The 19,982-nt window shown below is 66.1% G+C and carries 17 protein-coding genes; 3 read left to right on the forward strand and 14 right to left on the reverse strand.

Annotated elements, in window-relative coordinates; all coding sequences use genetic code 11:
- Nucleotides 1–19 precede the first annotated feature (19 nt).
- The 3 genes from AC06FE_RS11495 to prfB all read right to left on the reverse strand — a co-directional run bounded on the left by AC06FE_RS11495 (nucleotide 20) and on the right by prfB (nucleotide 3,904).
- The gene (locus AC06FE_RS11495) at nucleotides 20–1,417 is read right to left on the reverse strand and encodes an NAD-dependent succinate-semialdehyde dehydrogenase (RefSeq protein WP_478073099.1); all 1,398 of its coding nucleotides are present in this window, start codon (nucleotides 1,415–1,417) and stop codon (nucleotides 20–22) included.
- A 485-nt stretch (nucleotides 1,418–1,902) separates the two neighbouring features.
- Nucleotides 1,903–2,685: a helix-turn-helix transcriptional regulator gene (locus AC06FE_RS11500; RefSeq protein WP_478073100.1), complete on the reverse strand. Its 783-nt coding sequence runs from the start codon at nucleotides 2,683–2,685 to the stop codon at nucleotides 1,903–1,905.
- Nucleotides 2,686–2,778: 93 nt separating this feature from the next.
- Nucleotides 2,779–3,904 (reverse strand): peptide chain release factor 2 gene (gene prfB, locus AC06FE_RS11505; protein ID WP_132863131.1). Its coding sequence is split into 2 segments (ribosomal slippage): nucleotides 2,779–3,828 and nucleotides 3,830–3,904, totalling 1,125 coding nucleotides; the frame shifts between segments, so codons are not numbered across the junction.
- Nucleotides 3,905–4,119: 215 nt separating this feature from the next.
- On the opposite strand from prfB, the gene AC06FE_RS11510 reads away from it, so the two are divergent.
- Together AC06FE_RS11510 and AC06FE_RS11515 are read left to right on the forward strand one after the other, a co-directional pair.
- A complete protein-coding gene (locus AC06FE_RS11510; RefSeq protein ID WP_478073101.1) occupies nucleotides 4,120–5,250 on the forward strand; it encodes a PPC domain-containing protein in 1,131 nt (376 codons plus the stop codon).
- A 122-nt stretch (nucleotides 5,251–5,372) separates the two neighbouring features.
- Entirely contained in the window at nucleotides 5,373–6,719 is a 1,347-nt protein-coding gene (locus AC06FE_RS11515; RefSeq protein ID WP_446541432.1) for an ABC transporter substrate-binding protein, read from the forward strand.
- Between the two features lie 67 nt (nucleotides 6,720–6,786).
- On the opposite strand, the gene AC06FE_RS11520 is transcribed toward AC06FE_RS11515, so the two are convergent.
- The 11 genes from AC06FE_RS11520 to AC06FE_RS11570 all read right to left on the reverse strand — a co-directional run bounded on the left by AC06FE_RS11520 (nucleotide 6,787) and on the right by AC06FE_RS11570 (nucleotide 18,562).
- Nucleotides 6,787–9,675 carry a VIT domain-containing protein gene (locus AC06FE_RS11520; protein ID WP_478073102.1) on the reverse strand — a complete coding sequence of 963 codons (2,889 nt, stop codon included), beginning with the start codon at nucleotides 9,673–9,675 and terminating at the stop codon, nucleotides 6,787–6,789.
- A gap of 229 nt (nucleotides 9,676–9,904) precedes the next feature.
- A complete protein-coding gene (locus AC06FE_RS11525; protein ID WP_132863127.1) occupies nucleotides 9,905–10,252 on the reverse strand; it encodes an RcnB family protein in 348 nt (115 codons plus the stop codon).
- 188 nt (nucleotides 10,253–10,440) lie between these two features.
- Complete coding sequence (locus AC06FE_RS11530; protein ID WP_478073103.1) at nucleotides 10,441–10,746, reverse strand: hypothetical protein; 306 nt, start codon at nucleotides 10,744–10,746, stop codon at nucleotides 10,441–10,443.
- Nucleotides 10,747–10,920: 174 nt separating this feature from the next.
- Nucleotides 10,921–11,316 carry a hypothetical protein gene (locus tag AC06FE_RS11535; RefSeq protein WP_192285912.1) on the reverse strand — a complete coding sequence of 132 codons (396 nt, stop codon included), beginning with the start codon at nucleotides 11,314–11,316 and terminating at the stop codon, nucleotides 10,921–10,923.
- 622 nt (nucleotides 11,317–11,938) lie between these two features.
- Nucleotides 11,939–12,958, reverse strand: a complete 1,020-nt coding sequence (locus tag AC06FE_RS11540) for an agmatine deiminase family protein (RefSeq protein ID WP_478073104.1) — start codon at nucleotides 12,956–12,958, stop codon at nucleotides 11,939–11,941.
- Nucleotides 12,959–13,165: 207 nt separating this feature from the next.
- Nucleotides 13,166–14,401 (reverse strand): sensor histidine kinase, encoded by a 1,236-nt coding sequence (locus AC06FE_RS11545; RefSeq protein ID WP_478073105.1) that lies wholly within the window; start codon nucleotides 14,399–14,401, stop codon nucleotides 13,166–13,168.
- Complete coding sequence (locus tag AC06FE_RS11550; protein ID WP_478073106.1) at nucleotides 14,385–15,062, reverse strand: winged helix-turn-helix domain-containing protein; 678 nt, start codon at nucleotides 15,060–15,062, stop codon at nucleotides 14,385–14,387. Before AC06FE_RS11550 ends, AC06FE_RS11545 begins: the two co-directional genes overlap by 17 nt.
- Before the next feature lie 204 nt (nucleotides 15,063–15,266).
- The gene (locus AC06FE_RS11555) at nucleotides 15,267–15,947 is read right to left on the reverse strand and encodes a hypothetical protein (protein ID WP_478073254.1); all 681 of its coding nucleotides are present in this window, start codon (nucleotides 15,945–15,947) and stop codon (nucleotides 15,267–15,269) included.
- 157 nt (nucleotides 15,948–16,104) lie between these two features.
- Nucleotides 16,105–16,374 carry a hypothetical protein gene (locus AC06FE_RS11560; RefSeq protein WP_132863125.1) on the reverse strand — a complete coding sequence of 90 codons (270 nt, stop codon included), beginning with the start codon at nucleotides 16,372–16,374 and terminating at the stop codon, nucleotides 16,105–16,107.
- 404 nt (nucleotides 16,375–16,778) lie between these two features.
- A complete protein-coding gene (locus AC06FE_RS11565; RefSeq protein ID WP_478073107.1) occupies nucleotides 16,779–17,288 on the reverse strand; it encodes a DUF1963 domain-containing protein in 510 nt (169 codons plus the stop codon).
- 356 nt (nucleotides 17,289–17,644) lie between these two features.
- Entirely contained in the window at nucleotides 17,645–18,562 is a 918-nt protein-coding gene (locus tag AC06FE_RS11570; RefSeq protein ID WP_478073108.1) for a LytTR family DNA-binding domain-containing protein, read from the reverse strand.
- A 153-nt stretch (nucleotides 18,563–18,715) separates the two neighbouring features.
- On the opposite strand from AC06FE_RS11570, the gene AC06FE_RS11575 reads away from it, so the two are divergent.
- On the forward strand, nucleotides 18,716–19,909 hold the full coding sequence (locus AC06FE_RS11575) for an acyltransferase family protein (RefSeq protein ID WP_478073109.1): 1,194 nt from the start codon (nucleotides 18,716–18,718) through the stop codon (nucleotides 19,907–19,909).
- Nucleotides 19,910–19,982 lie beyond the last annotated feature (73 nt).

Below are 19,982 nucleotides of genomic sequence, written 5' to 3' on the forward strand. Positions count from 1 at the left end.
AGGCAACGATGCGCGCGGCTCAGGCGCGGTCGATCCACACCGTCTGCGCGTTGACGAACTCGCGGACACCGAAGTACGACAACTCGCGGCCGAACCCGCTCTTCTTGACGCCGCCGATCGGCACCCGCGGGTCGGACACCGAGAAGCCATTGATGAACACCCCGCCGGTCTGCAGGCGGCGAGCCAGCTGCGTGGCGCGTGCCACATCACCGCTCCACAGGTTGCCGCTGAGGCCGAACTCGCTCTGGTTGGCCAGTGCGACGGCGTGGTCGGCGTCACGCGCACGGATGATGGGCGCCACCGGCCCGAAGGTCTCCTCGTCGAACGCCTGCATGCCCGGCGCGACGCCAGCCAGCACGGTCGGCGCGTAGAAGCTGCCGGGCCGATCCAGCTGGTGCCCGCCGACCAGCAGTTGCGCACCGGCCGCCACCGAGGCCTGCACCTGCGCGTGCAACTGGTCGAGCAGGTCCTGGCGGGCGATCGGCCCAAGCCGGTTGGCCGGGTCGCGTCCGTCACCCACGGTCAATGCCTTGACCTGCTCGCTGAACAACGCCACGAAGCGGTCATGGATGGCATCCTCGACGATGATGCGCTTGCCGGCGATGCACACCTGCCCGGCGTTCTGGAAGCGCGAGGTCACCGCCGCGGCAACCGCCTTCTCCAGGTCGGCGTCGGCCAGCACGATGAACGGGTCCGAGCCCCCCAGTTCCAGCACTACCTTCTTCAACACCTGCCCGGCCTGGGCAGCGATGCTGCGCCCGGCCGCGACGCTGCCGGTCAAGGTCACCGCGGCGATGCGATCATCGGCAATGGCCTGGCTGGTCTGCTCCCGGTTGAGGTTGGCGCCGATGAAGGTGCCGTCCGGCAGCCCCGCCTCGCGCCAGGCCGCATCGAGCAGCTTGGCGGTACCGACGATGTTCTCGGCGGGCTTGAGCAGAAAGCCATTGCCCGCCAGCAGGATCGGCACGGCGGCGCGCATCACCTGCCAGTACGGGAAGTTCCATGGCATCACGCCCAGCACCACGCCCAGCGGCAGGAACGACACGTACGCCTCACCGCTCAACACCTCGGCCGGCTCGTCCCGCAGCCATTGCGGGCCGTGGTCGGCGTACCACTCGCATTGCAGCGCGCATTTCTCGATCTCGGCAAGCGATTCGGCCAGGACCTTGCCCATCTCCGCGGTAGCCAACGCCGCCAACGGCTCGCGGTCACGGCGCAGGATCGCCGCCATGCGGCGCAGGGCCTCGGCCCGCTGCGCCGGTGTCTGCGCGCTCCAGGCGGCAAAGCCGGCACGGCTGCGGTCCAGCAGTTCGTCCAGTTCGGCATCGCTGATGAAGGGGTGGGTGGCGATCAGCTCGCCGGTGGCGGGGTCGCGGGAAATCGCGGCGGCGCCGCTTGCTACGGGGACGGCGGACATCAGGTTCTCCTGTCGTGTCGACAACGGACCAACGGTCCGTTTCCTGGAACGCAATCTGGACCCTACCACCCACCGACAACAAGGCGTGTGACCATCCTAGGAGTGGCACTCCCCCCTTTGTTGCAGCGCGGGTTCGTTCCATTGCCGAAGGCTTGTGATTGCCAGGCAGCTGCTTCTTTCGCGCACGGAGGTGTTGCCGGCTTCGCGGCTGAGGCCGCTCCCATCGGGGCGCATCCAACGCCCCGCGCAACGGCCCCTCCCTTTGGCAAAGCCAAGGGGAGGATTGGGGAGGGGGCGCGCTTCGCACGGGACGAGAACACCGCCGGCTTCGCGGCCGGAACCGCGCCTACCGGGCGCTTCCAGCGCGCCGCGCAACGGCCCCCTCCCTTTGGAGAAGCCAAGGGGAGAGTTGGGGAGGGGTCGCGCTTCACCTGGCACGGAAACGTCACCGGCTTCGCGGCCGGAGCCGCGCCTGCATCCGGTACTCAGGTCCGCGGCAGGTAGGTCACCAATGACAGGTCGTGCCGGCTTTCCGGAATCAACGCCACGTACTGCAGGTCCAGCAGGCCGCGGGTGGGATGGTTCAGGCGCTTGGCGCCCTCATCGAAACGCCGCACATCGTGCTCGGGCCACCACGCCCGGAACTCGGCGCTGTGCGTGGCGATGTCCTCGGCCAGCGCCAGGAACGGCGCCTTGTCCTGCGCCTGCGCCATGGCCGCGCGGAAGCTGGCCAGCAGCCCGCGCGTCATCTCTTCCCAGTTCAGGATCAACTGCCGGTACGGCGGGTACAGAAACATCAACCGCAGCGTATTGCGCTCGTGTGGCGCCAGTTGCGCATAGTCCACGAACAGCTCGGCGATGGCCGGGTTCCACGCCAGGATGTCGAAGCGGGTATTGCGCACATAGGCCGGGATCGGCTGCATCGCCAAGACCAGCTGGCGGAGCCCTTCGGTGACCGTTTCATCGGGCGATTCCAGCGGCACGCCGTAACCGGACAGTGCGAACGCATAGGCACGCTCGTCGTCACTGAGCTGCAGCACCCGCGCCAGCCGCTCCAGCACCTCGGGCGAGGCCCGCACGTCGCGCCCCTGCTCGATCCAGGTGTACCAACTGACGCTGACACCCACCGCGAGCGCCACTTCCTCGCGCTTGAGCCCGGGCGTGCGCCGGCGCCCCACCGGCAGCCCCAGCGTGCCGGGATCCACGCGTGCCCGGCAGGCCTTCAGGAAGCCGCCAAGTTCCCTGCGTTCTTCTTCGCTGCGCATCATCGCCCTGCCCCACGGCCGGCGACGGCAAGGCGGGCCCCACGACGGGACCCGCCCACGGTCCGGACGGCGGCCCAGGCCGCCGCGGGAGCCGGATCAGGCATCGCTGCGCTTGGCACCGGCCTGCAGGCCGGACTTGAGGCTGGCCTCGATGAATTCATCCAGGTCGCCATCGAGCACCTTCTGGGTGTCGGTGCGCTCGATGCCGGTACGCAGGTCCTTGATACGGCTCTGGTCGAGCACGTAGTTGCGGATCTGGCTGCCCCAGCCGATGTCCGACTTGGTGGCTTCCACCGCATCGCGCTCGGCGTTGCGCTTCTGCACTTCCAGCTCGTACAGGCGGGCGGCCAGCATCTTCATCGCGCGGTCGCGGTTGGCATGCTGGCTGCGTTCGGTCTGGCAGGCCACCACCACGCCGGTCGGGACGTGCGTGATACGCACCGCCGACTCGGTCTTGTTGACGTGCTGGCCACCGGCACCGGAGGACCGGTACACGTCGGTCTTCAGGTCGGCCGGGTTGATGTTCACTTCGATGCTGTCGTCCACTTCCGGCGACACGAACACCGAGGTGAAGCTGGTGTGGCGGCGGTTGTCCGAGTCGAACGGCGACTTGCGCACCAGGCGATGCACGCCGGTCTCGGTCTTCAGCCAGCCGTAGGCGAAGTCGCCTTCCACGCGGAACGTGGCCGACTTGATGCCCGCCACTTCACCGCCGGACACTTCCAGCAGCTCGGCCTTCCAGCCGCGCGATTCGCACCAGCGCAGGTACATGCGCAGCATCATTTCGGCCCAGTCCTGGGCTTCGGTGCCGCCGGCACCGGCCTGGATATCGACAAACGCGTTGCAGGCGTCCATCTCGCCGGAGAACATGCGCTGGAATTCCAGCTTCTCGATGTGGACCTGGTGCTTGTCCAGGTCGGCGACCACCGCCAGCGCGGTGTCCTCGTCCTGCTCGCTCTCGGCCAGCTCCAACAGCTCGTTGGCCTCGGTCATGCCGTCCAGCACCACGGCGATGCCGCCGACGGTCTTGTCCAGCATCGAACGCTCCCGGCCCAGCGACTGGGCGTACTCGGGGTTGTTCCAGATGTCGGGGTTTTCGAGTTCGCGGGTTACTTCTTCAAGACGCTCTTTCTTGGCGTCGTAGTCAAAGATACCCCCTGAGCGAGACCACGCGATCGGTCAGATCGGCGATTCGCTGGCGGATGGGATTCAATTCGATCATGGTCGGTCGATGAAAAAGGCAGACAAGCCGGGAATTCTAGCATCCAAGCGGTCCGCCAGCCCTCCCCCGGCCCGTGTGAAGGATTCTCGCTGAATACACAACGCCGGACCCGTTAGAATCCCGTCCGACCCGCCCCCGCGGGGAACGGAAACCACCCTTACTTGAAGGACCCACGCTTGAACACACGTCATGCCCGCCTGTTCGCAGCGATCTCTATGACAGTTGCGCTTGCCGCCTGTCAAAAGCTGGGGGGCGTCGCCGGCGGCGACAGCAACCCCAAGCTGACCGTCGGCGAGAGCGTCGCCGGTGAGATCACCTCCCGCAGCACCCTGAACTACAACGACGGCAGCCGCCACCAGGCCTACACCGTCACCCTGAAGAACGGCGAGGCGGTGTCGCTGGAGCTGGGCGGCTCGCTCAACGGCCAGCTGGCCGTGTTCGACGGCCAGACCATGCTCGCCAACGCCAGCAGCAATTCGGACATGGAAGAAGGTGACTCCGGCAGCGCGGTCAACCTGGCCTTCCGCGCACCGAAGGACGGCACCTACCTGGTCGCGGTCAACAGCGCCGGCTCCAACAGCTTCGGCCCGTTCAAGCTCAAGAGCAGCAAGATCGTCCCCTACGACGGCAAGCCGCTGGGCGCGGGCAGCCAGGCCATCGACTGGCTGATGGACGACAAGCAGGAGTACAAGCTGCAGGTCGACAAGGCCGGCCTGTACTCGATCACCCTGGAATCGAGTGCCTTCGACGCCTACCTGCGCCTGAATGGTCGCAACGTCGAGCTGGAGGACGACGACAACGGCGGCCGCCTGAACGCCCGTATCCGCACCTTCCTGGAGCCCGGTGAGTACACCATCGATGCCTCCTCGGTGAACGGCAAGACCGGCTCGTTCAAGCTGAGCGTGGCCATGACCGCGACCGACGGCAACCTGGTCACCCGTGACGGCACCGCCCTGACCATCGGCCAGACCGCGCAGTCGATGATGGATTCGCGTGCCCGCCGCACCTTCGTGCTGACCGTGGACAAGCCGCGCCAGGTGCAGTTCGATGCCATCGCCGATGGCTTCGACTCGGTCCTGCACATCACCGGCCCCGGCGTGGACGAAGAAAACGATGACGGCGGCAACGGCACCAACGCGCGCCTGACCCTGAACCTGCGTCCGGGCCGTTATATCGTCGCGGTCACCAGCCTGGGCAGCCAGCAGGGCGTGTTCGAGCTGGAAACCACCGACCTGAGCGGTGACGCCATCGACGTGGCCGGCCCGAGCAACCGCAAGGATGCCGCCGAAGAGGCCGCCAGCGCCGCAGCCGATGCTGCCGCCGTCGCCGAGCCGGTCATCCAGTAACGCGCCGTGCCGCCGGGGTCCCTGCCCCGGCGGTCCCGCCCCATGGCCGCTGCCGGCAGCCATGGGCTGAAGGCCAGCCATTCCCCTGTTCCACCCCTGTACCAATCCATAAGGAAATCGAAGTGAAGCGACTCACAGCAGGACTGCTGTCCCTCGCCATCGCGGCCGCCGTGAATTCCCCCGTTCAGGCCGCCGGTCCCGCCCGTTCCCTCACCCTCAACGGTGAAGCCGACGGCGAAATCACCTCCTCGACCCCGGTCAACTACAGCGACGGCACCCGCAGCCAGCTGTACACGCTGCAGCTGGCCGCCGGCCAGGCCGTCTCGCTGAAGCTGGATGGCCCGCTGAACGGCTCGCTGGCGGTGTTCCTGCGTGACAGCCTGATCAGCCGCACCGAAGCCGGCGAGAACGGCGGCACCACGCTGAGCATGCGCGCCGACAAGGCCGGCCAGTACCTGGTCGCCGTCAGCGGCTCGGACGCCCGTGCGTTCGGCCCGTACCAGCTGTCGGCCGAGCCGATCGCCACCTACGACGGTAAGCCGTTGACCGCCGGCCGCCGCATCACCGACTGGCTGCGCGGCGGCGACAAGACCTTCACCCTGGAAGTCGAACAGGCTGGCCTGTACACCATCGACCTGGAGTCGGACGAGTTCGACGCACGCCTGACCCTGAGCGGCAACGGCGTGAGCATGGAAGACGACGACGGCGGCAACCAGCTCAACTCGCGCCTGCTGGCGCCGTTGAAGCCCGGCACCTACACCCTGACCGCCGCCGGCTTCAGCGAAGCCTCCGGCGCGTTCTATCTGGGCGTGCAGCGCGCCGACATGCCCGAAGGCCTGGTCTTCGAGGACGGCAGCGCGTTGCCGGTGGACGGCTCGACCAGCAGTTTCGTCACCGGCGATGTCACCCGCAGCTTCGTGATGACCCTGCCGGAAACCCGCCGCGTCCAGTTCGATGCCACCAGCCGTGACTTCGACACCCTGCTGACCGTGCAGGGCGGCGACCTGGTGCTGAGCGACGACGACGGTGCCGGCAATGGCACCAATTCGCGCCTGACCCAAGTGCTCGATGCCGGCCAGTACAACGTCTCGGTGCGTTCGGTGAACGGCCGTGGCGGCGTGTTCCAGCTCGCCACCACCACCACCGCCGCACCGGAAGGCTCCGCCCGCCCGGAACTCAAGCTCGGCCGCGAAGTGCAGGGCCAGCTGCGCCCGGGCAACCGCGACCTGTACACGCTGGAGATCCCGCGCAAGGGTACCTACGTGATCAGCATGACCGGCATCGGTGGCCTGGACGGCATGCTCACGCTGATGCGCAACGGCGAGGAAGTCGCCCAGCAGGACGACAGCGACAGCAGCCTGGATCCGTCGCTGGAAGTGGAGCTGGACGCCGGCCGTTACGTGCTGCTCGCGCACAGCTACGACTCCAACGCCACCGGCGGTTACCGCCTGCTGGCACGCCGCAAGTAACCACCGCGGCAGGATACGAACGGGGCCGGCATTGCCGGCCCCGTTCTTTTGTCGCCATCGGCGGTGCTCAGCGCACTTCGAACTCGCCCACCAGCACCGTGGATTCGGTTTCGCTCAACCGCATCGTCACCGCCTTGTCCTGTTGCCCCGGCGTGCCCCAATGCGTGCTCAGGCGCAGCATCAACGTCGCCCAACCGGTCACCAGCTGTTCGCGGCTGCCGAAGTAGTTGGCTTCCACCTTGTAGATGCCGGGCTTGGCATCGCGCAACGAGAACTGCTCGGGCCCGTAGCCCCCGGTGAAGTCCTGCGACATCTGCCCGCCCTGGCGGGTCAGGCGATTGCTGTAGTAGGCGCGCTCGCCATTGGGGTCGGTCACCCACAGGTCCATGTCGCTGTTGTCGCTGTCCCAGGCCAGCACCACGCGCAGGTCCAGCGGCATCGCCTTGCGCAGGCGTGGGTCGATCATCTGCACGTCCAGCGGGGTGCGACTGCGGGCGATCAGGTTGGTCAGCTCATCCAGCGCGATCAACGCCACGCCGTCGAAACGCGAGTCCCATTCGCGCTGCACCACCTCGTACAGCGGCTGCAATGCCGCCTGTGCCTGCCCACTGGCCTCCAGCGCCAGGCCGAGGTCACGGAAGCTCTGCGGCTCGTCCTCGGCCATCACCCGCACCTGTTCAAACACCGGCACCGCCAATGCCGGTTCGCCGGCCTGCATCAGGCGGTAGCCCAGCACGCGCAGCAGGTGGCGGTTGTCCAGGTCCATCTCCGCCAGGTTGGACAGCACCCGCAGTGCCAGCGGCTTCTGCCCGGCGGCGAGCAGCAGGTCGGTCACGTCGAGGAAGAACGCACTGCTGTCGGCATTGGCGGCGCGTTCGGCCAGGTAGCGCGCGTACAGCGTGCTGGACGGCCCGTTGCGCAAGCGTTTGGCCGCTTCCGAATCCGGCACCCAGGCGGCCAGCCGGATCTCCAGCGCGCCGTCGTTGGCAGCGGCCGCGGCCGCCGGCGCCGCGTTGGCCGAGGCAGCACTCACCACGACCCTGTCCAGACTGGCGCCATCGGCGACTTCGGCGGCCAGGTCCGTCGGCGGTGAAGGCGGAGGCGGAGGCGGCAGCATTGATGGCCTCGCCGGCGCCATGGCCGCTACTGGCGCGGGGGCTTCGGCATACGCCGCCCGCTGGCGCGCATCCGGCCCAGCCACCTTCGGCGGTGCATCCTTCGGCCAACGCCGGTTCCACCATTGCTCGCGCTCCTTCCACTGCGCGGCGACCGCATCCAGGTGCGACCTGCGCGCGGCATCGCGGTCGGCCACCTGCCGGGCGAAACGTTGTTCGTACTCCGCCCGCATCGGTGCGGGGGGCCGGATCGCAAAGCGCAGGTAGTCTTCCAGGGAATCCAGCACGATCAGCGAGGTCCCCTCACTCACCAACGAGAAAGCCTGCGACAAGCGCTGCATCGCCTCACGGTTGCGGCGAGGGTCCGTCCCCAGCTGCTGCAACCGCGCCTGCGCCCACAACCCGGCCAACAACGCTCCATCGGCCTTGTCCGTTGCCAGTGGCACGCTCTGCCAATCACCTTCACCCACCCGCAGCTTCAATGCCGGGGTGTCGTCATCGCTGCGCGCCAGGATCCACAACCACCCCTGGCCGATACTGCGACGGTCCAGCACCACTTCGCGCAGGCCCACCGGATCGGCCAGCGCCACGTCCACCGGCATGGACAACAGCTCAGCGGCAACCGCGGCGACATCACCGCCCTCCAGCAACAGCAGGCGACCACGATTGCCTTCGGCCCAGCCGCGCAGGCGAGCACTGTCGGTACGCGCGCCCGCGCTGCTGATCGCAAACAGGCGCTGGTTCGCGGACAGGCTGGGCTGGGCATCGCCGCCCCAATTCAACAACCCGTCACTGAACAACAGGTACTCCCCCACGCCCGGATCGGCGCGCCACCCCGCCAGCCCGCTGGCACCGTCCTGCGGCTCCTGTTCCAGCGTCTTGCGCAGCGCGCTCCAATCACCACCGCGAACCACGAAGCGGCGCGCGGGAGCGGCGGTATCACGCAGCACGGTCAACTGCACCTCGCCCTCACCCATGGCGGCGAAATAGCGATCAAGCAGCGCGAACTCCCGCGCCCGGTCGCGATGCACCGCGGAGCCGGAGGCATCCCACAGCAGCCCGACTTGGCCGGGCAGGCGGCGCGCACCCGGGCGCGCCACCGGCACCTGCGCCAGCAGGTACTGCTGGCCGTCGTACGCGGCCACCTGCATGCGTGCCGTCGCCTGCATCGGCAGCTGCCACTGCAGTTCGGCGGGCAGTTGCCGGCCGCTGCCCTGCCAGGCCAGTTCACGGCCGTTGAAACGGAACCCATCGGTGCCGCCCTGCGGCACGGACGATGCCTGCAGGTGCAGGCGTACCTGCCCTGCCCCCGCCGCGAACTGCAATGGCAGGCGCCATTGCCAGGCCTCACCACGTACCGGCATCGCATCCCGGAGCGTCAACTGCACGCGCCGGGTGCCGCCGGCGGGCAGCGGATAGACCCGCAGCCGGAACTGGTTGCCGGCCGTCTGTTCCAGCAGGGCGGGGTCCACCTTCTGGCGGATCACCTGCTCGAACACCTGCCGGCCGCGTTCCTTCGGCACCGGCACCGCCGCCCGCAGCTCCCCGTCGATGTCCAGCGCAAAGCCGGTGACCTGCTGACCATCGGCCAGCGGGAACTGCAACTCCCCTTCCATCAGCCGCCGGTTGGGGTTGCGGAACTCAAGCTCGATGCGGGTCTGCGCCACCCCGGCCTGCACTTCCCCCTCGATGCTCGCGCGCAGCAGCTGGATCGGCTGCTCGGCCTTGGCCACGCTGATCAGCGGCGGGGCACGCCACGCCTGCTGTGCATCTGCAGGCCCAGCCAGCACGCCCAGCCACGCCACCCAACCCAAACACCATTGCCAAGATTTCGGGACCATCTCGATGCTCCATCCAGGGACCGGGAGATTGAACGTACAGACACCAGCTTCGGGGTTACCCGCAGAAGGTAACCGTGAGCGGGGATGAAATCCCAGCCTGGCGGCACTGCGGACGCGGACCGGCCAGTTGCCCTGCGCCCCGGAATCATGGGCGATGCGGGGACAGGCAATAAAGAAAGGGCTTCCGGGCGATTCCAACGCCCGGAAGCCCCTTCCACGAAGTCACGGCTCAGCGATGCAGCGCGTCGATGATCAGCCCCGTCGCGATCTCCACCAGCAGGTACTCGGTATCGGACTGACGCACCCAACGTTCTCCGCGGCCCGGATCACGCAGGTGGTAATGGTCGTAATCCTCCACCCAGTAGCGCCGGTCGACTTCCGCCCAGGCCAGGCGATCGCCACGACGCCATGCCTTCTTCTGCCAGCCCGGCGGCGGTGCATCACGGTTGTGCGGCCCGCCCGCATGGGGGGGCGGGCCGTTGCCCCGCGCATGATGGGGCGGGTCCGCCCAGGCAGGGGCAACAGCCAACACCCCCGCAGCGGTCAATGCCATGCCCAGCAAACGTCCAGCTTTCATGAGGAAACCTCCTGTCCAGGCCGCGCCACGCGGCGTCACGGCGCGGACTATAGATCAGCCCATGTGAACGATTCCCGGTGCTTGCCGGGACGGATTTCGCCGGCCAAACCAAGGCACGACGGAGGGTGATCCGCGCCAGCATTCAGGCCCGTCCGCCTTCGTCCCACTGGATAACATCGATGCAGTAATCAGCCGGGATGGAACAGGTGCAGCGCGTAGAGGAAGAAGCCGGCACCCAGAACGCCATGTAGGGAAAGACCCCAGCGGCCTTTCATGAGCGTTGCCGGGCTCCTCTCCCGTACCAGGCATGCCAGCAATGCGGAGTGCACCAGCAGTAGAGCAACGGGCCAAAGTGACAGGTAGAGCAGAATGACGCCGCCGTCGGGCCCGGAACCATCGCTTTGATGGACAGGCACATGCGTCACCGCAACGATCAACCAGGCCGCCAACGCCAGCATGCTGAGGACGAGACTGATGCCGTAGTAAAGAAGCATGACGCGGAGGTCCTGTTTTCCGTGGAGATGATTCAGCGTCCTGCCGAATTGCCGCACGGAACCCATCGCGATCCGCAGCCCTTTGGCATGCACCACGATGCCAGCCCGCTCAATACCCAACGCGCGGAAGTCAGCGGTGTCGTCCTGATGGACGTATGACGCATGGACCGCGCCTCATCCCTTGCCCGGGGGACTCTGGATATCCTCGGCATCGATGAAAGCCCAAGCCGCCTCAACTTTCCTGAAGCGCAGCGCCTTCTTCACTACGAACGTTCTGGGCTCCGCGGAGGTCGCGCTTCCGTTCAGGCTGAGAACTCCCTGAAAGCTGCCGGTAACCACGCACTCCACCAGGTCATCCAATCTCGCGGAGCAGTCGTAGTCCAGCGCCCTTGCATCAACCACCTCCACCCATGCGGACAACACCGGCAGCGCATTCTCCGTTCGCCTGGAGAGGTCGAATCCCACTGCCTTCGCGATATCCCCCCGGAGCGGACCGTTGACCGCGTCCTGTGCAGTGGCCGACAGGGAGAAACAACAGAAGAAGATCGTTGCAGCGACGGAGATTCTCATTGCACATCCAGTGAAGCGGCGTTTACCGGATTCTAGACGCAATCGCCCAGCCCCCGCGATTCACCCGCTGTGCGTGCCTTGGCAACCGATCACCCGATACCCGCTGCATCAGCTGCGCGGCTTCTCGAAGCCATCGATGGCCATTGCTTCCCAGAAGGCGCCGCCATCTTCCGCTGGCAAAAAGTCAGGACTTTTCCAGGTTCACACGCACCTCAAGACGAGACTACGATGCTGGCATCCGCTCGCATGGCTACCGCCGAGGCCTTCCCCGTGTTTTCTACTGTCATCGGTTCACTCTGCGCCCTCGCGGTTGCCTCGGCGCATCCCCCCACGCCTCCTCCCACGGAGTCACTGAAGCTGGACATCTGGTATCGCTGCATAACACCGGATGGCTTTTCCCGCATCATCAAAAGGCCTGATCCCGGCTGCCATACTGCAAAACCCTTCATCAGATCGCCCAAAGAACGCGAAGCACCTCAACCTCGCGATGCCCATGAAGGCCAAGCAGGCTCGAGCCCAACAGGCAGTTGAATCGCCCTGGCTTTCATGGCCGTTGGTTAGTGTCGGCAATTATGTGCCGGCGATCGCCAGATGAAAGGCAGCGACTGCTCGAAGCACACCATCACAGCGCCACGGGCTGCTGCTGGGTAACGCAATGCACCATGCCACCATTGCGGTACAGGTTGCGCACGTCGATGCCCACGACAGTACGGTCCGGATACAGGCGCTGGAGGATGCTTCTGGCGACTGCGTCATTGAGGTCCTTGTACTCCGGAACCAATACCACGGTGTTGCCGACGTAGTAGTTCACGTAGGACCCCTTGTAGCCGAGCTTGTAGCCATAGCCGGTGACCACGTCACGGTGGGTCAGCGGCAGTTGCACGAAGCGGTAAGGTGCCTCGTCGATATCGGTGGCGCGGTACAAGGTGGCAACGTCAGCGTCCGACAGCCCCCATTCGCGCAGATTGGCGGGACTCATGGTGACGATGGTGTCGCGCGTCCCGAAGCGGGCGAAACCATCGATGTGCATGTCGGTGATGTCCTCCTTGCCACCTGGAGCGCCTTCCAGCCAGATGAACTTGGCCACGCCCAGCTGGTCGCGCAGCACCTGCTCGAACTCGGACTGGCTCAGCGCTGCGTTACGGTTGGGCTCGCGCGTGGAACTACGCGTGGCCAGCAACACCCCGCGCCCGTCCACCTCAATCGCACCGCCCTCCAACACCACATCGTTCAGGTCCACGGTGGGAAGTCCATACGTGCGCGCCACTGCGCCGGGCACGCGGTCGTCCTTCCGGTACGGCGCGTCGTAGCCCCAGCCGTTGAAGCCCCAGTCAGTGACGGTGAGCTTGTCGTCGCGGTCGTAGACGAAAATGGGGCCGTTGTCGCGCACCCATACGTCGTCGGTGGGGCGAACCAGGAAGTCGACCCTGGCCAACGACACGCCCGCGGCCTGGAGCGCATTGCGCACGCGGGCCTTCTCGGCATTGTCGTAGACGACGATGTGCACGTTCTCGCTGGTCACCAATGCCCGCGTCATCGCCACCCAGGTGGGTTCGATCCGGTCGCGATAGGCACGGCCATAGGTGTAATCATGCGGCCACTGCAACCAGGTCCCTTCGTGGGGGGATGTTTCGTCAGGCATGTAACCGGACTGGGCACGGACGGTGCCTGGGAGTATGCAGGCAGCGGCGAGGAGGAGGCTGGTCATCAGCGAGAACCATGGGGTACGGGTCGTGGCGGAAGTGGACATGCGGAGCACTCGGTGGTGGGCTGCGAACGGCGGAGTGCCGTTGGACGGGGCCTACCTTAGAGAGCCAACCTGATATCCAGCTGACGGTCCCGATCCCGGCTACCACAGGCGCAGTTCGACGCGGGCCCCGCCGCCATCCCGGTTCTCAAGGCGTAGTTCACCGCCATGCAGTTGCGCGATGTGTCGCACGATGGACAGCCCGAGGCCACTGCCGGGACTGTTGGGACCAGACATGAAGGGCTCGCCGACGCGTTCGAGCAGTGCCTCGGGAAAACCCGGGCCGCGGTCCTCGACAACGACGGAGCTGCCCGCCACGGTCACGCGAACACCCTCGTTCGTCCCGGTATTCGCCGTATGCACCAGCGCGTTGTCGATAAGGTTGCGGACTGCGATCTGAACCAGATTGACGTCGGCGTTCACTACGGACTCGGTCGCGTGAAGGTCCACCTGCGCATCCTCCGGAAGTACAGATTCAACCAGCAGGTCCAGACGCATCGGCTCCTTCGACACCGGCGTGTCAACGGCATCCAGGCGGGCCAGCACCAGCAGCTTGTCCACCAGCCGGGTCGTCTGGCCAGCCACCCGTTCGACTTTCTCGAGTACCTGCGTGGGCGTTTCCCGCCCATCCCTGGCGGTCCCGCACAATGCCTGCAATCGCGCAACCGGCGTACGTAGTTCGTGTGCCGCGGCCGAAAGGAAGCGTTCCTGCTGCTCGAAGGACGCGATCGCCGGACGCATCGAACGCCGCGAAAGGAAGTAGCCAACCAGTATCCCGAACGCCGCAAAACCGATCGCGATCAACAGTGTCGAGCGCACAAAGGCGGACTGCGCGGCATCACGCGCGGCAGGATCACCCAACACCAGGATGATGGCCGCAGGGCGATCACGCTCATCGTAGGTTTCCTTGGCATACAACAGAAATGGGCGACCACGTTGATCCCGACCTTCGTGAACCGTATCGGTACCGTCGCGCGTCGCCATATCGGCAATGGCCGTGACGTCGGCCAGTTCGAACCGAGGGCGATCCGGACGCAGCAGCACCATCGCAGGTGCACCCTGGCTCACCACCCAGACGTCTGCGCCACCATCAAGCACATCCGCCTCCTTGCGCAGCACCTCGTCATGGAACCTGCCATTGGCATCGAACCAGGTCAGCCCATACACGGCGGTCGCGCGGAGCCGCAGCGTGGAGGTGATATCGAGCTGGGTCAGCCGGGCATGCGTCAGGATCGCGACCACGCACAAGGCGATCACACAGAACAACCAGGCCAGGCTCCAGATCGCCGTCAGACGCAGATGCAACCGACGCAACAGCCGCTCACGCGCGCGCGACATCGGGAGTTTCCAGCACGTAGCCCGTTCCACGCACGGTGCGCAGCAACGGAGGATTGCCGAGCTTGCGGCGCAGGGCCGCGATCAGCACCTCCTCGGCATTGGATGCCGGTTGCTGGTCTTCGCCCCAGCAGGCCGCGAGAAGGTCCTGCCGCGACACCACCTGCCCTGCCCGCTCGGCCAGCACCTGCAGCAACGCGAATTCCTTGGGCCGTAACGGCAAAGCGATGCCGCCCCGCCGCGTCACGCGCCGGGCCAGATCAATTTCAAGATCGCCGATGTGGACCGTACTGGGGCGGATCATGCCGCCACGACGGCCGATTGCACTGACGCGCGCGACCAGTTCGTCCATCGCAAACGGCTTGACCAGGTAATCGTCGGCACCGCCGGCGAAGCCCTCCACCCGGTCCTTGATCGAGTCACGTGCAGTGAGGAACAGCACTGGCGCAACAATACCGCTCTGGCGCCAGCGCAGCAGCGCGCCCAAGGCGTCACCGTCTGGCACGCTGCGATCAAGAAGCAGAACATCGTAGGCATAGGACTGCACGAAAGATTCCGCCTCTGCCAGGTCGCCTGCTTCGTCCACCGCATGGCCCTGCGCGCGCAGCCTGCCCGCCACGGACTCGCGCAAATCGGATTGATCTTCCAGGACGAGCAGGCGCATGCAGGCAGGATACTGCCACCGATACGCGAATCCCAGCGCGGCTTCGGCGTTGGGGATACAGGCATCTCAACGGGACATGCTGCTCCGCTGAAGCATCCTGAATGAGCCTGCAGCGTGGGCCGCAAGACCGGAGTCAGGGCAACCGTCAACGCTAATTCAGCGCGCCGCTATCGGGCACGCCAACGACACAACGCGTTGACGCGCTTATCGGCCCGCGGACCGCTCGCGCTTGCCGTCGTCGTGCGGCGCCGTTGCACGGCTTTGCGCGAACTCCGGGAAGGTTTCGGCCAGCGATGCCTTGTCCGGCAGGATGTAGAACACCCCGCCCCGCTCGAACGTCGTGCGGACGACCTGTTCGTAGAATTCGGGCGAGAGGTTGATGCAGCCGTGGGTGACCCGGTTGTCGTCCGGGGAAGGCGAAGCCAGACGCTCGGCGCGTCGTTCGGCCGGCACACCGGTGGCCGTGGGATGGATGGAAACCGCGGAGTCGTAGTCCACCCACAGGACGCGCCCGGCGTCGATCGAGGGGCCGAAGCCACCCACAAAGCGACCCGCGGGCGTGGTGCGGTCCCGGCCCGGGATTTCACGAAGCGCGAGGCCGGCGACGCCGGGCGCGGTGTGATCGCCGGTCGCCGAACCGAACAGGGCGGGTGCTGCGCCACGAAGACGGCCATCGCCGCCGAACACGAGGACCTGTGCAGCGGCCTTGTCCATGATCGCGAACGGGTAGCCCTGGTTGTCCTTGCTGGCGACAACCCAGCCTGCGAGTTCAATCACCGTGTCGGACACTGCCTGGCCCGGCGGCAGCTGGTCGACCGCGGCAACCGGCGGTGCCACGTCATCCTTGGCGCTGGCCACGCCGATGCTCACGAACGCCAGCGCCATTGCCACGGAAATGGCTCGGATTGCGGGGTATGCGTGCGTACGGATGGGACGATTCCTTGGAATGGGGATTGCGCGATGGAAAGGAAACCAGTGGCCAGCAACGGCCACCGGATCCTGGATTCAGATGTTCGTCATCAATCGCGTGCGGAAAAGGGGATCAGCCACGCGGCGTACGGCGCGGGGCCCTTTCGAGCTGCTGGACGCGGCCTTCGATTTGATCCAGCCGCTGGTTTGCCTGCTGCGCGGACTGATTGGCCGATTCGGCACTCTGCGCAGCGCCCTGCACCTTCGCATCGAGTTGGTCCAGGCGCGAGTTGATCCCTGCAAACTCCTCTTTGTAGGTTGCACAGGACGCAAGACTCCCGGCTACGAGAATCGCCACACCAAGCCTGCGTGCCATCACCAGCTGTTGTTTGGTCAGAAACATTCCACTCCCTCCTTCGTCTGGGGAGTCTGGAATATAGCGGTGTTTTTTGCGCAGCCCGCAACCTGCTTTCAGCTGACGTTGGCGTACATCGATGCGCCGTGAAAGTGCGTGAATCGGCAGCGTTCCTGCTTGAAACCCTCATTCATCACGATAGATCGCAGCCGTTGAACGCGTATCGTCCGTCTGAAGGTGACTCGCGCATCCACCGAAAGTGAACCGGGCGCATGAATATTGATGCCGCTGTGCATCGACTGGCCCTCGTGACTTCGTCGATTCATCCCCATTCATCACAACGCACCGCCACGCCTTGCGCGCATTACAGATGGTGTTGCCCCGCACAATGCCCCCTGCAGACGTTCGCAACGTCCGAGGTGAACCCGCCTTGGGGGAATGAATCGCCGCGTCTAGTAGAACTGGCACGCCCAGCGCCAGTCGCCGGGCGGGGTGCGGAAGAAGTAGCCACGGCCGTTGTCGGCCCACATCCAGCCGACCTTCTCTTCCGAAGCGACCTGGAACACGTAATCCTGCAGACCTACGCCATGCTGGATTTCCGTGGGATAGCCACCGAACTTGGTGCCCCCGTACCGCGAGAAGGCGTTGAAGAAGGCGTTGCTCGCCGCTTCGTCGTCATTCACCGGCCCCAGGTCGACCAACTCCCACGCATCTTCCCAGCCCGGTGCGTCATCGTCGACGCGATTCCAGGCAACGGGAAAAGGACGGAACGGCCCGGTATCGGCCTGGAGGGGGACCAGCCCCTCCAGGCGGGTGTACTCGCGGATGAGCCAGCCCTCTCCGTGCGGACGGTCAAACGGGCACTCGTGCCGATTCAGGAACAGCACCAGCAGTGCGATGCCCGCAAGCGCCTCGGGGACCACCGGGAGCTCGGATACCCGTACCTGCAGGAGGGGGAACATCGGCTCGCCCTGCCATTGCGGAACCGTCTCGCCGGGCAGGCCGACCGCCCGGCAGAACCAGGAGGTGGTCGGATCTACCGGGGGCCTGAAGCCGCCGACCCGTGCGACTGCCGCAGGACGGAGCCTGGACCGAAGGTCTTTGAGAACGTGTGCTGCGTGGGGCGTCATGGGCACGGCCAACCGTGTTGATCTGGCCCCGGGAGGCCGGTGATGTGACGAGCCTCTGGCGCACCCGGAGTGCGCCTGCTCACGTGATGGGGCCTGATCCCAGGGATGCCTGGCCCGGCCAACAAGCCCGTGCACGCATCCATCGAGTGGCCCCGTTCCGGCGTCAGGACTGGCGCACCGTCACGGTTTCACCGGCCCGGCAACCCTGCGGCCGGCGCTTTTGCGCCCTCGCCCACTGTTTGCCGCACCGACGACAGGTAACGACGGCTGCAGGGCACTACCTGCCCGTCATCCATCTGCAGTTCCGCTTCGCCGCCGTCGAGTGATCTTATCGACACCAGGTGCTTGATCTGCACCATCCAGCTGCGGTGCACCCGGATGAAGCGTCCGCCGGCCAGGCGCTCTTCCAGGCCGGCCATGGTGATGCGCAGCGGATAGTCATGCCCCTTCACCCGCAGGTTGACGTAGTTGCCGGCGGCCTGCGCCCACTCGATGTCCTCGGTGGCGATCAGGAAGTCCCTTCCAAGCTTGCGCACCAGCAGCCGTTCCGGCCGCTCGATGGGCTCCACCGGTGGACCTTCGTCCGGCTCGGCCAGCAGTTGTGCCTCGCCCTGCAGCCGGCGCAGCAGGAAGCGATAGCCTTCGATGAAACCGACGATCACCACCAGCGTGCGAATGTCCTTCAGGTATTCATAGAGCAGTTCCTGGCCCCAGCTGTGGACCCGGTACTGCTCGCCCATCAGCCGGTAGACCAGCATGCGCAGGCCGAACATCGCCAGCACGTGCAGCAGCGACGCCGGCACGCTGGCCAACAGGTACCCCGGCAATCGTTGCCGCCAGTTGTCTCGGTGCAGCGGGAAGCGCGAGGTCAGCCAGACGATGGCCGGCACCAGCACGAACAGCCAGACCAGGCCGCTGGAGAACTCCCAGACCCACGGTTCCCACGCCGCCATCGGCGGCCGGCCAGAGCGATTGGCATCCATCCATGTCGTGATCGCATTGCCGCTGCAGTTGAGCAGGACCACCAGCAACCAGAACACCACCTCCACTCGGCGTCGCCATGGACGGAAGCGGGTGAAGGCATCGAGAGCAGGTCGTTGTTCCATCCGCGCATTCTAGGGGAGCTGGCGCGACACGCTGCCGCGGCTCGTCCCCTCGTTGCCACCACCCGTCCCAAATCCCCTTCCATCAATCACTTGGCCTGCGCCGACGGACGCAGGCAGTGCTCTGATGCACGCCACTTCCAACGGGACTGGACCATGCAACGCCGCCACGATCTGGATTGGCTCAGGGTGATCGCCTTTGGACTGCTGGTGCTCTACCACGTGGGCATGTACTACGTGAGCTGGGGGTGGCACGTCAAAAGTCCGTTCGCCAATGAAGGCCCCGAGCCATTCATGCTGCTGAGCAGTCCCTGGCGCATGTCGCTGCTGTTCCTGATCTCCGGTGTGGCCACCGCCTACATGCTGCGCGGCCCCGCCAGCGGGTTCTTCCGCCGCCGCTCGCGCCAACTGCTGCTGCCCCTGCTGTTCGGGATGCTGGTGATCGTTCCACCGCAGGCCTACCTGCAGGTGGTCGAACAACTGCCAGGCGGCTACGCCGAGTCGTACCTGGCCTTCTACGGCAGGTACCTGAGCGGGTACCACGGGTTCTGCGGGACCGACGGGGACTGCCTGCGGCTGCCTACCTGGAACCACCAGTGGTTCCTGCCCTATCTGTGGAGCTATACGGTGCTGGCATGGCTGGCGTGGCGACTGCTGCCAGCGACGGCGCTGCAGCGCCTGAGTGCGGCGCTCGGTCGGATGTTGTCGGGGTGGGGCGCGCTGTTGCTGCCGGTTGCCGTGCTCGCGGCGGCCCGCCTGCTGATGGTCGAGCGCTTCGAGCAGACCCACGCGCTGATCGATGACTGGTACAGCCACGCACAGTACTTCAGCGTGTTCCTGATCGGATTCCTGGCCGCGTTCGACAGCCGCTTCTGGGAAGCGCTGCAGCGCCTGCGGTGGGTGTCGTTGCTGGTGGCCGCCGCCTGCTATGCCGCCTTCGTCCATGCGTGGTACTTCGCCGGATATGACGATGCGCACCCCATTCCCGAAGCGCTGCGACTGTGGTTGCGACTGGCCTGGGCGGCCGATCAATGGTGCGCGATCGCCGCCCTGCTCGGCTTCGCCTACCGTTGGCGCCATGCCGACAGCCGCGCCCTGCGCTACCTCACCATGGCGGTGTTCCCGGTCTACATCCTGCACCAGACCGTGATCGTGGTACTGGCCCATGCACTGAAGCCACTGAAGATTGCCCCCGCGCTTGAGGCCATGCTGCTGGTTGGAGCCACCTTCGCCCTGTGCTTCGCCGGATATGCCTTGATACGCCGCAGCCGCATCCTGCGCCCGCTGTTCGGCCTGCACTCGCTCAATGGCAGCGCGGCATCAGCGGCGGCGGTACCCGACCGCCCGTAGAAGCCGAACGTCGCAGGAGCGGCCTTGGCGGCGAAGCTGAGACGCCTGCAGTAGCAAAGGCTCCGTATGCCCG

The sequence above is a fragment of the Stenotrophomonas sp. Steno-C18 genome (genome assembly GCF_056393195.1).

Bases quoted from the DNA above. Each gene is read 5' to 3' on its own strand.
- AC06FE_RS11495 (WP_478073099.1), bottom strand. From the start codon at position 1,417: ATGTCCGCCGTCCCCGTAGCAAGCGGCGCCGCCGCGATTTCCCGCGAC.
- AC06FE_RS11500 (WP_478073100.1), bottom strand. From the start codon at position 2,685: ATGATGCGCAGCGAAGAAGAACGCAGGGAACTTGGCGGCTTCCTGAAG.
- AC06FE_RS11510 (WP_478073101.1), top strand. From the start codon at position 4,120: ATGACAGTTGCGCTTGCCGCCTGTCAAAAGCTGGGGGGCGTCGCCGGC.
- AC06FE_RS11520 (WP_478073102.1), bottom strand. From the start codon at position 9,675: ATGGTCCCGAAATCTTGGCAATGGTGTTTGGGTTGGGTGGCGTGGCTG.
- AC06FE_RS11525 (WP_132863127.1), bottom strand. From the start codon at position 10,252: ATGAAAGCTGGACGTTTGCTGGGCATGGCATTGACCGCTGCGGGGGTG.
- AC06FE_RS11530 (WP_478073103.1), bottom strand. From the start codon at position 10,746: ATGCTTCTTTACTACGGCATCAGTCTCGTCCTCAGCATGCTGGCGTTG.
- AC06FE_RS11535 (WP_192285912.1), bottom strand. From the start codon at position 11,316: ATGAGAATCTCCGTCGCTGCAACGATCTTCTTCTGTTGTTTCTCCCTG.
- AC06FE_RS11540 (WP_478073104.1), bottom strand. From the start codon at position 12,958: ATGCCTGACGAAACATCCCCCCACGAAGGGACCTGGTTGCAGTGGCCG.
- AC06FE_RS11545 (WP_478073105.1), bottom strand. From the start codon at position 14,401: ATGTCGCGCGCGCGTGAGCGGCTGTTGCGTCGGTTGCATCTGCGTCTG.
- AC06FE_RS11550 (WP_478073106.1), bottom strand. From the start codon at position 15,062: ATGCGCCTGCTCGTCCTGGAAGATCAATCCGATTTGCGCGAGTCCGTG.
- AC06FE_RS11555 (WP_478073254.1), bottom strand. From the start codon at position 15,947: ATGGCGCTGGCGTTCGTGAGCATCGGCGTGGCCAGCGCCAAGGATGAC.
- AC06FE_RS11560 (WP_132863125.1), bottom strand. From the start codon at position 16,374: ATGTTTCTGACCAAACAACAGCTGGTGATGGCACGCAGGCTTGGTGTG.
- AC06FE_RS11565 (WP_478073107.1), bottom strand. From the start codon at position 17,288: ATGTTCCCCCTCCTGCAGGTACGGGTATCCGAGCTCCCGGTGGTCCCC.
- AC06FE_RS11570 (WP_478073108.1), bottom strand. From the start codon at position 18,562: ATGGAACAACGACCTGCTCTCGATGCCTTCACCCGCTTCCGTCCATGG.
- AC06FE_RS11575 (WP_478073109.1), top strand. From the start codon at position 18,716: ATGCAACGCCGCCACGATCTGGATTGGCTCAGGGTGATCGCCTTTGGA.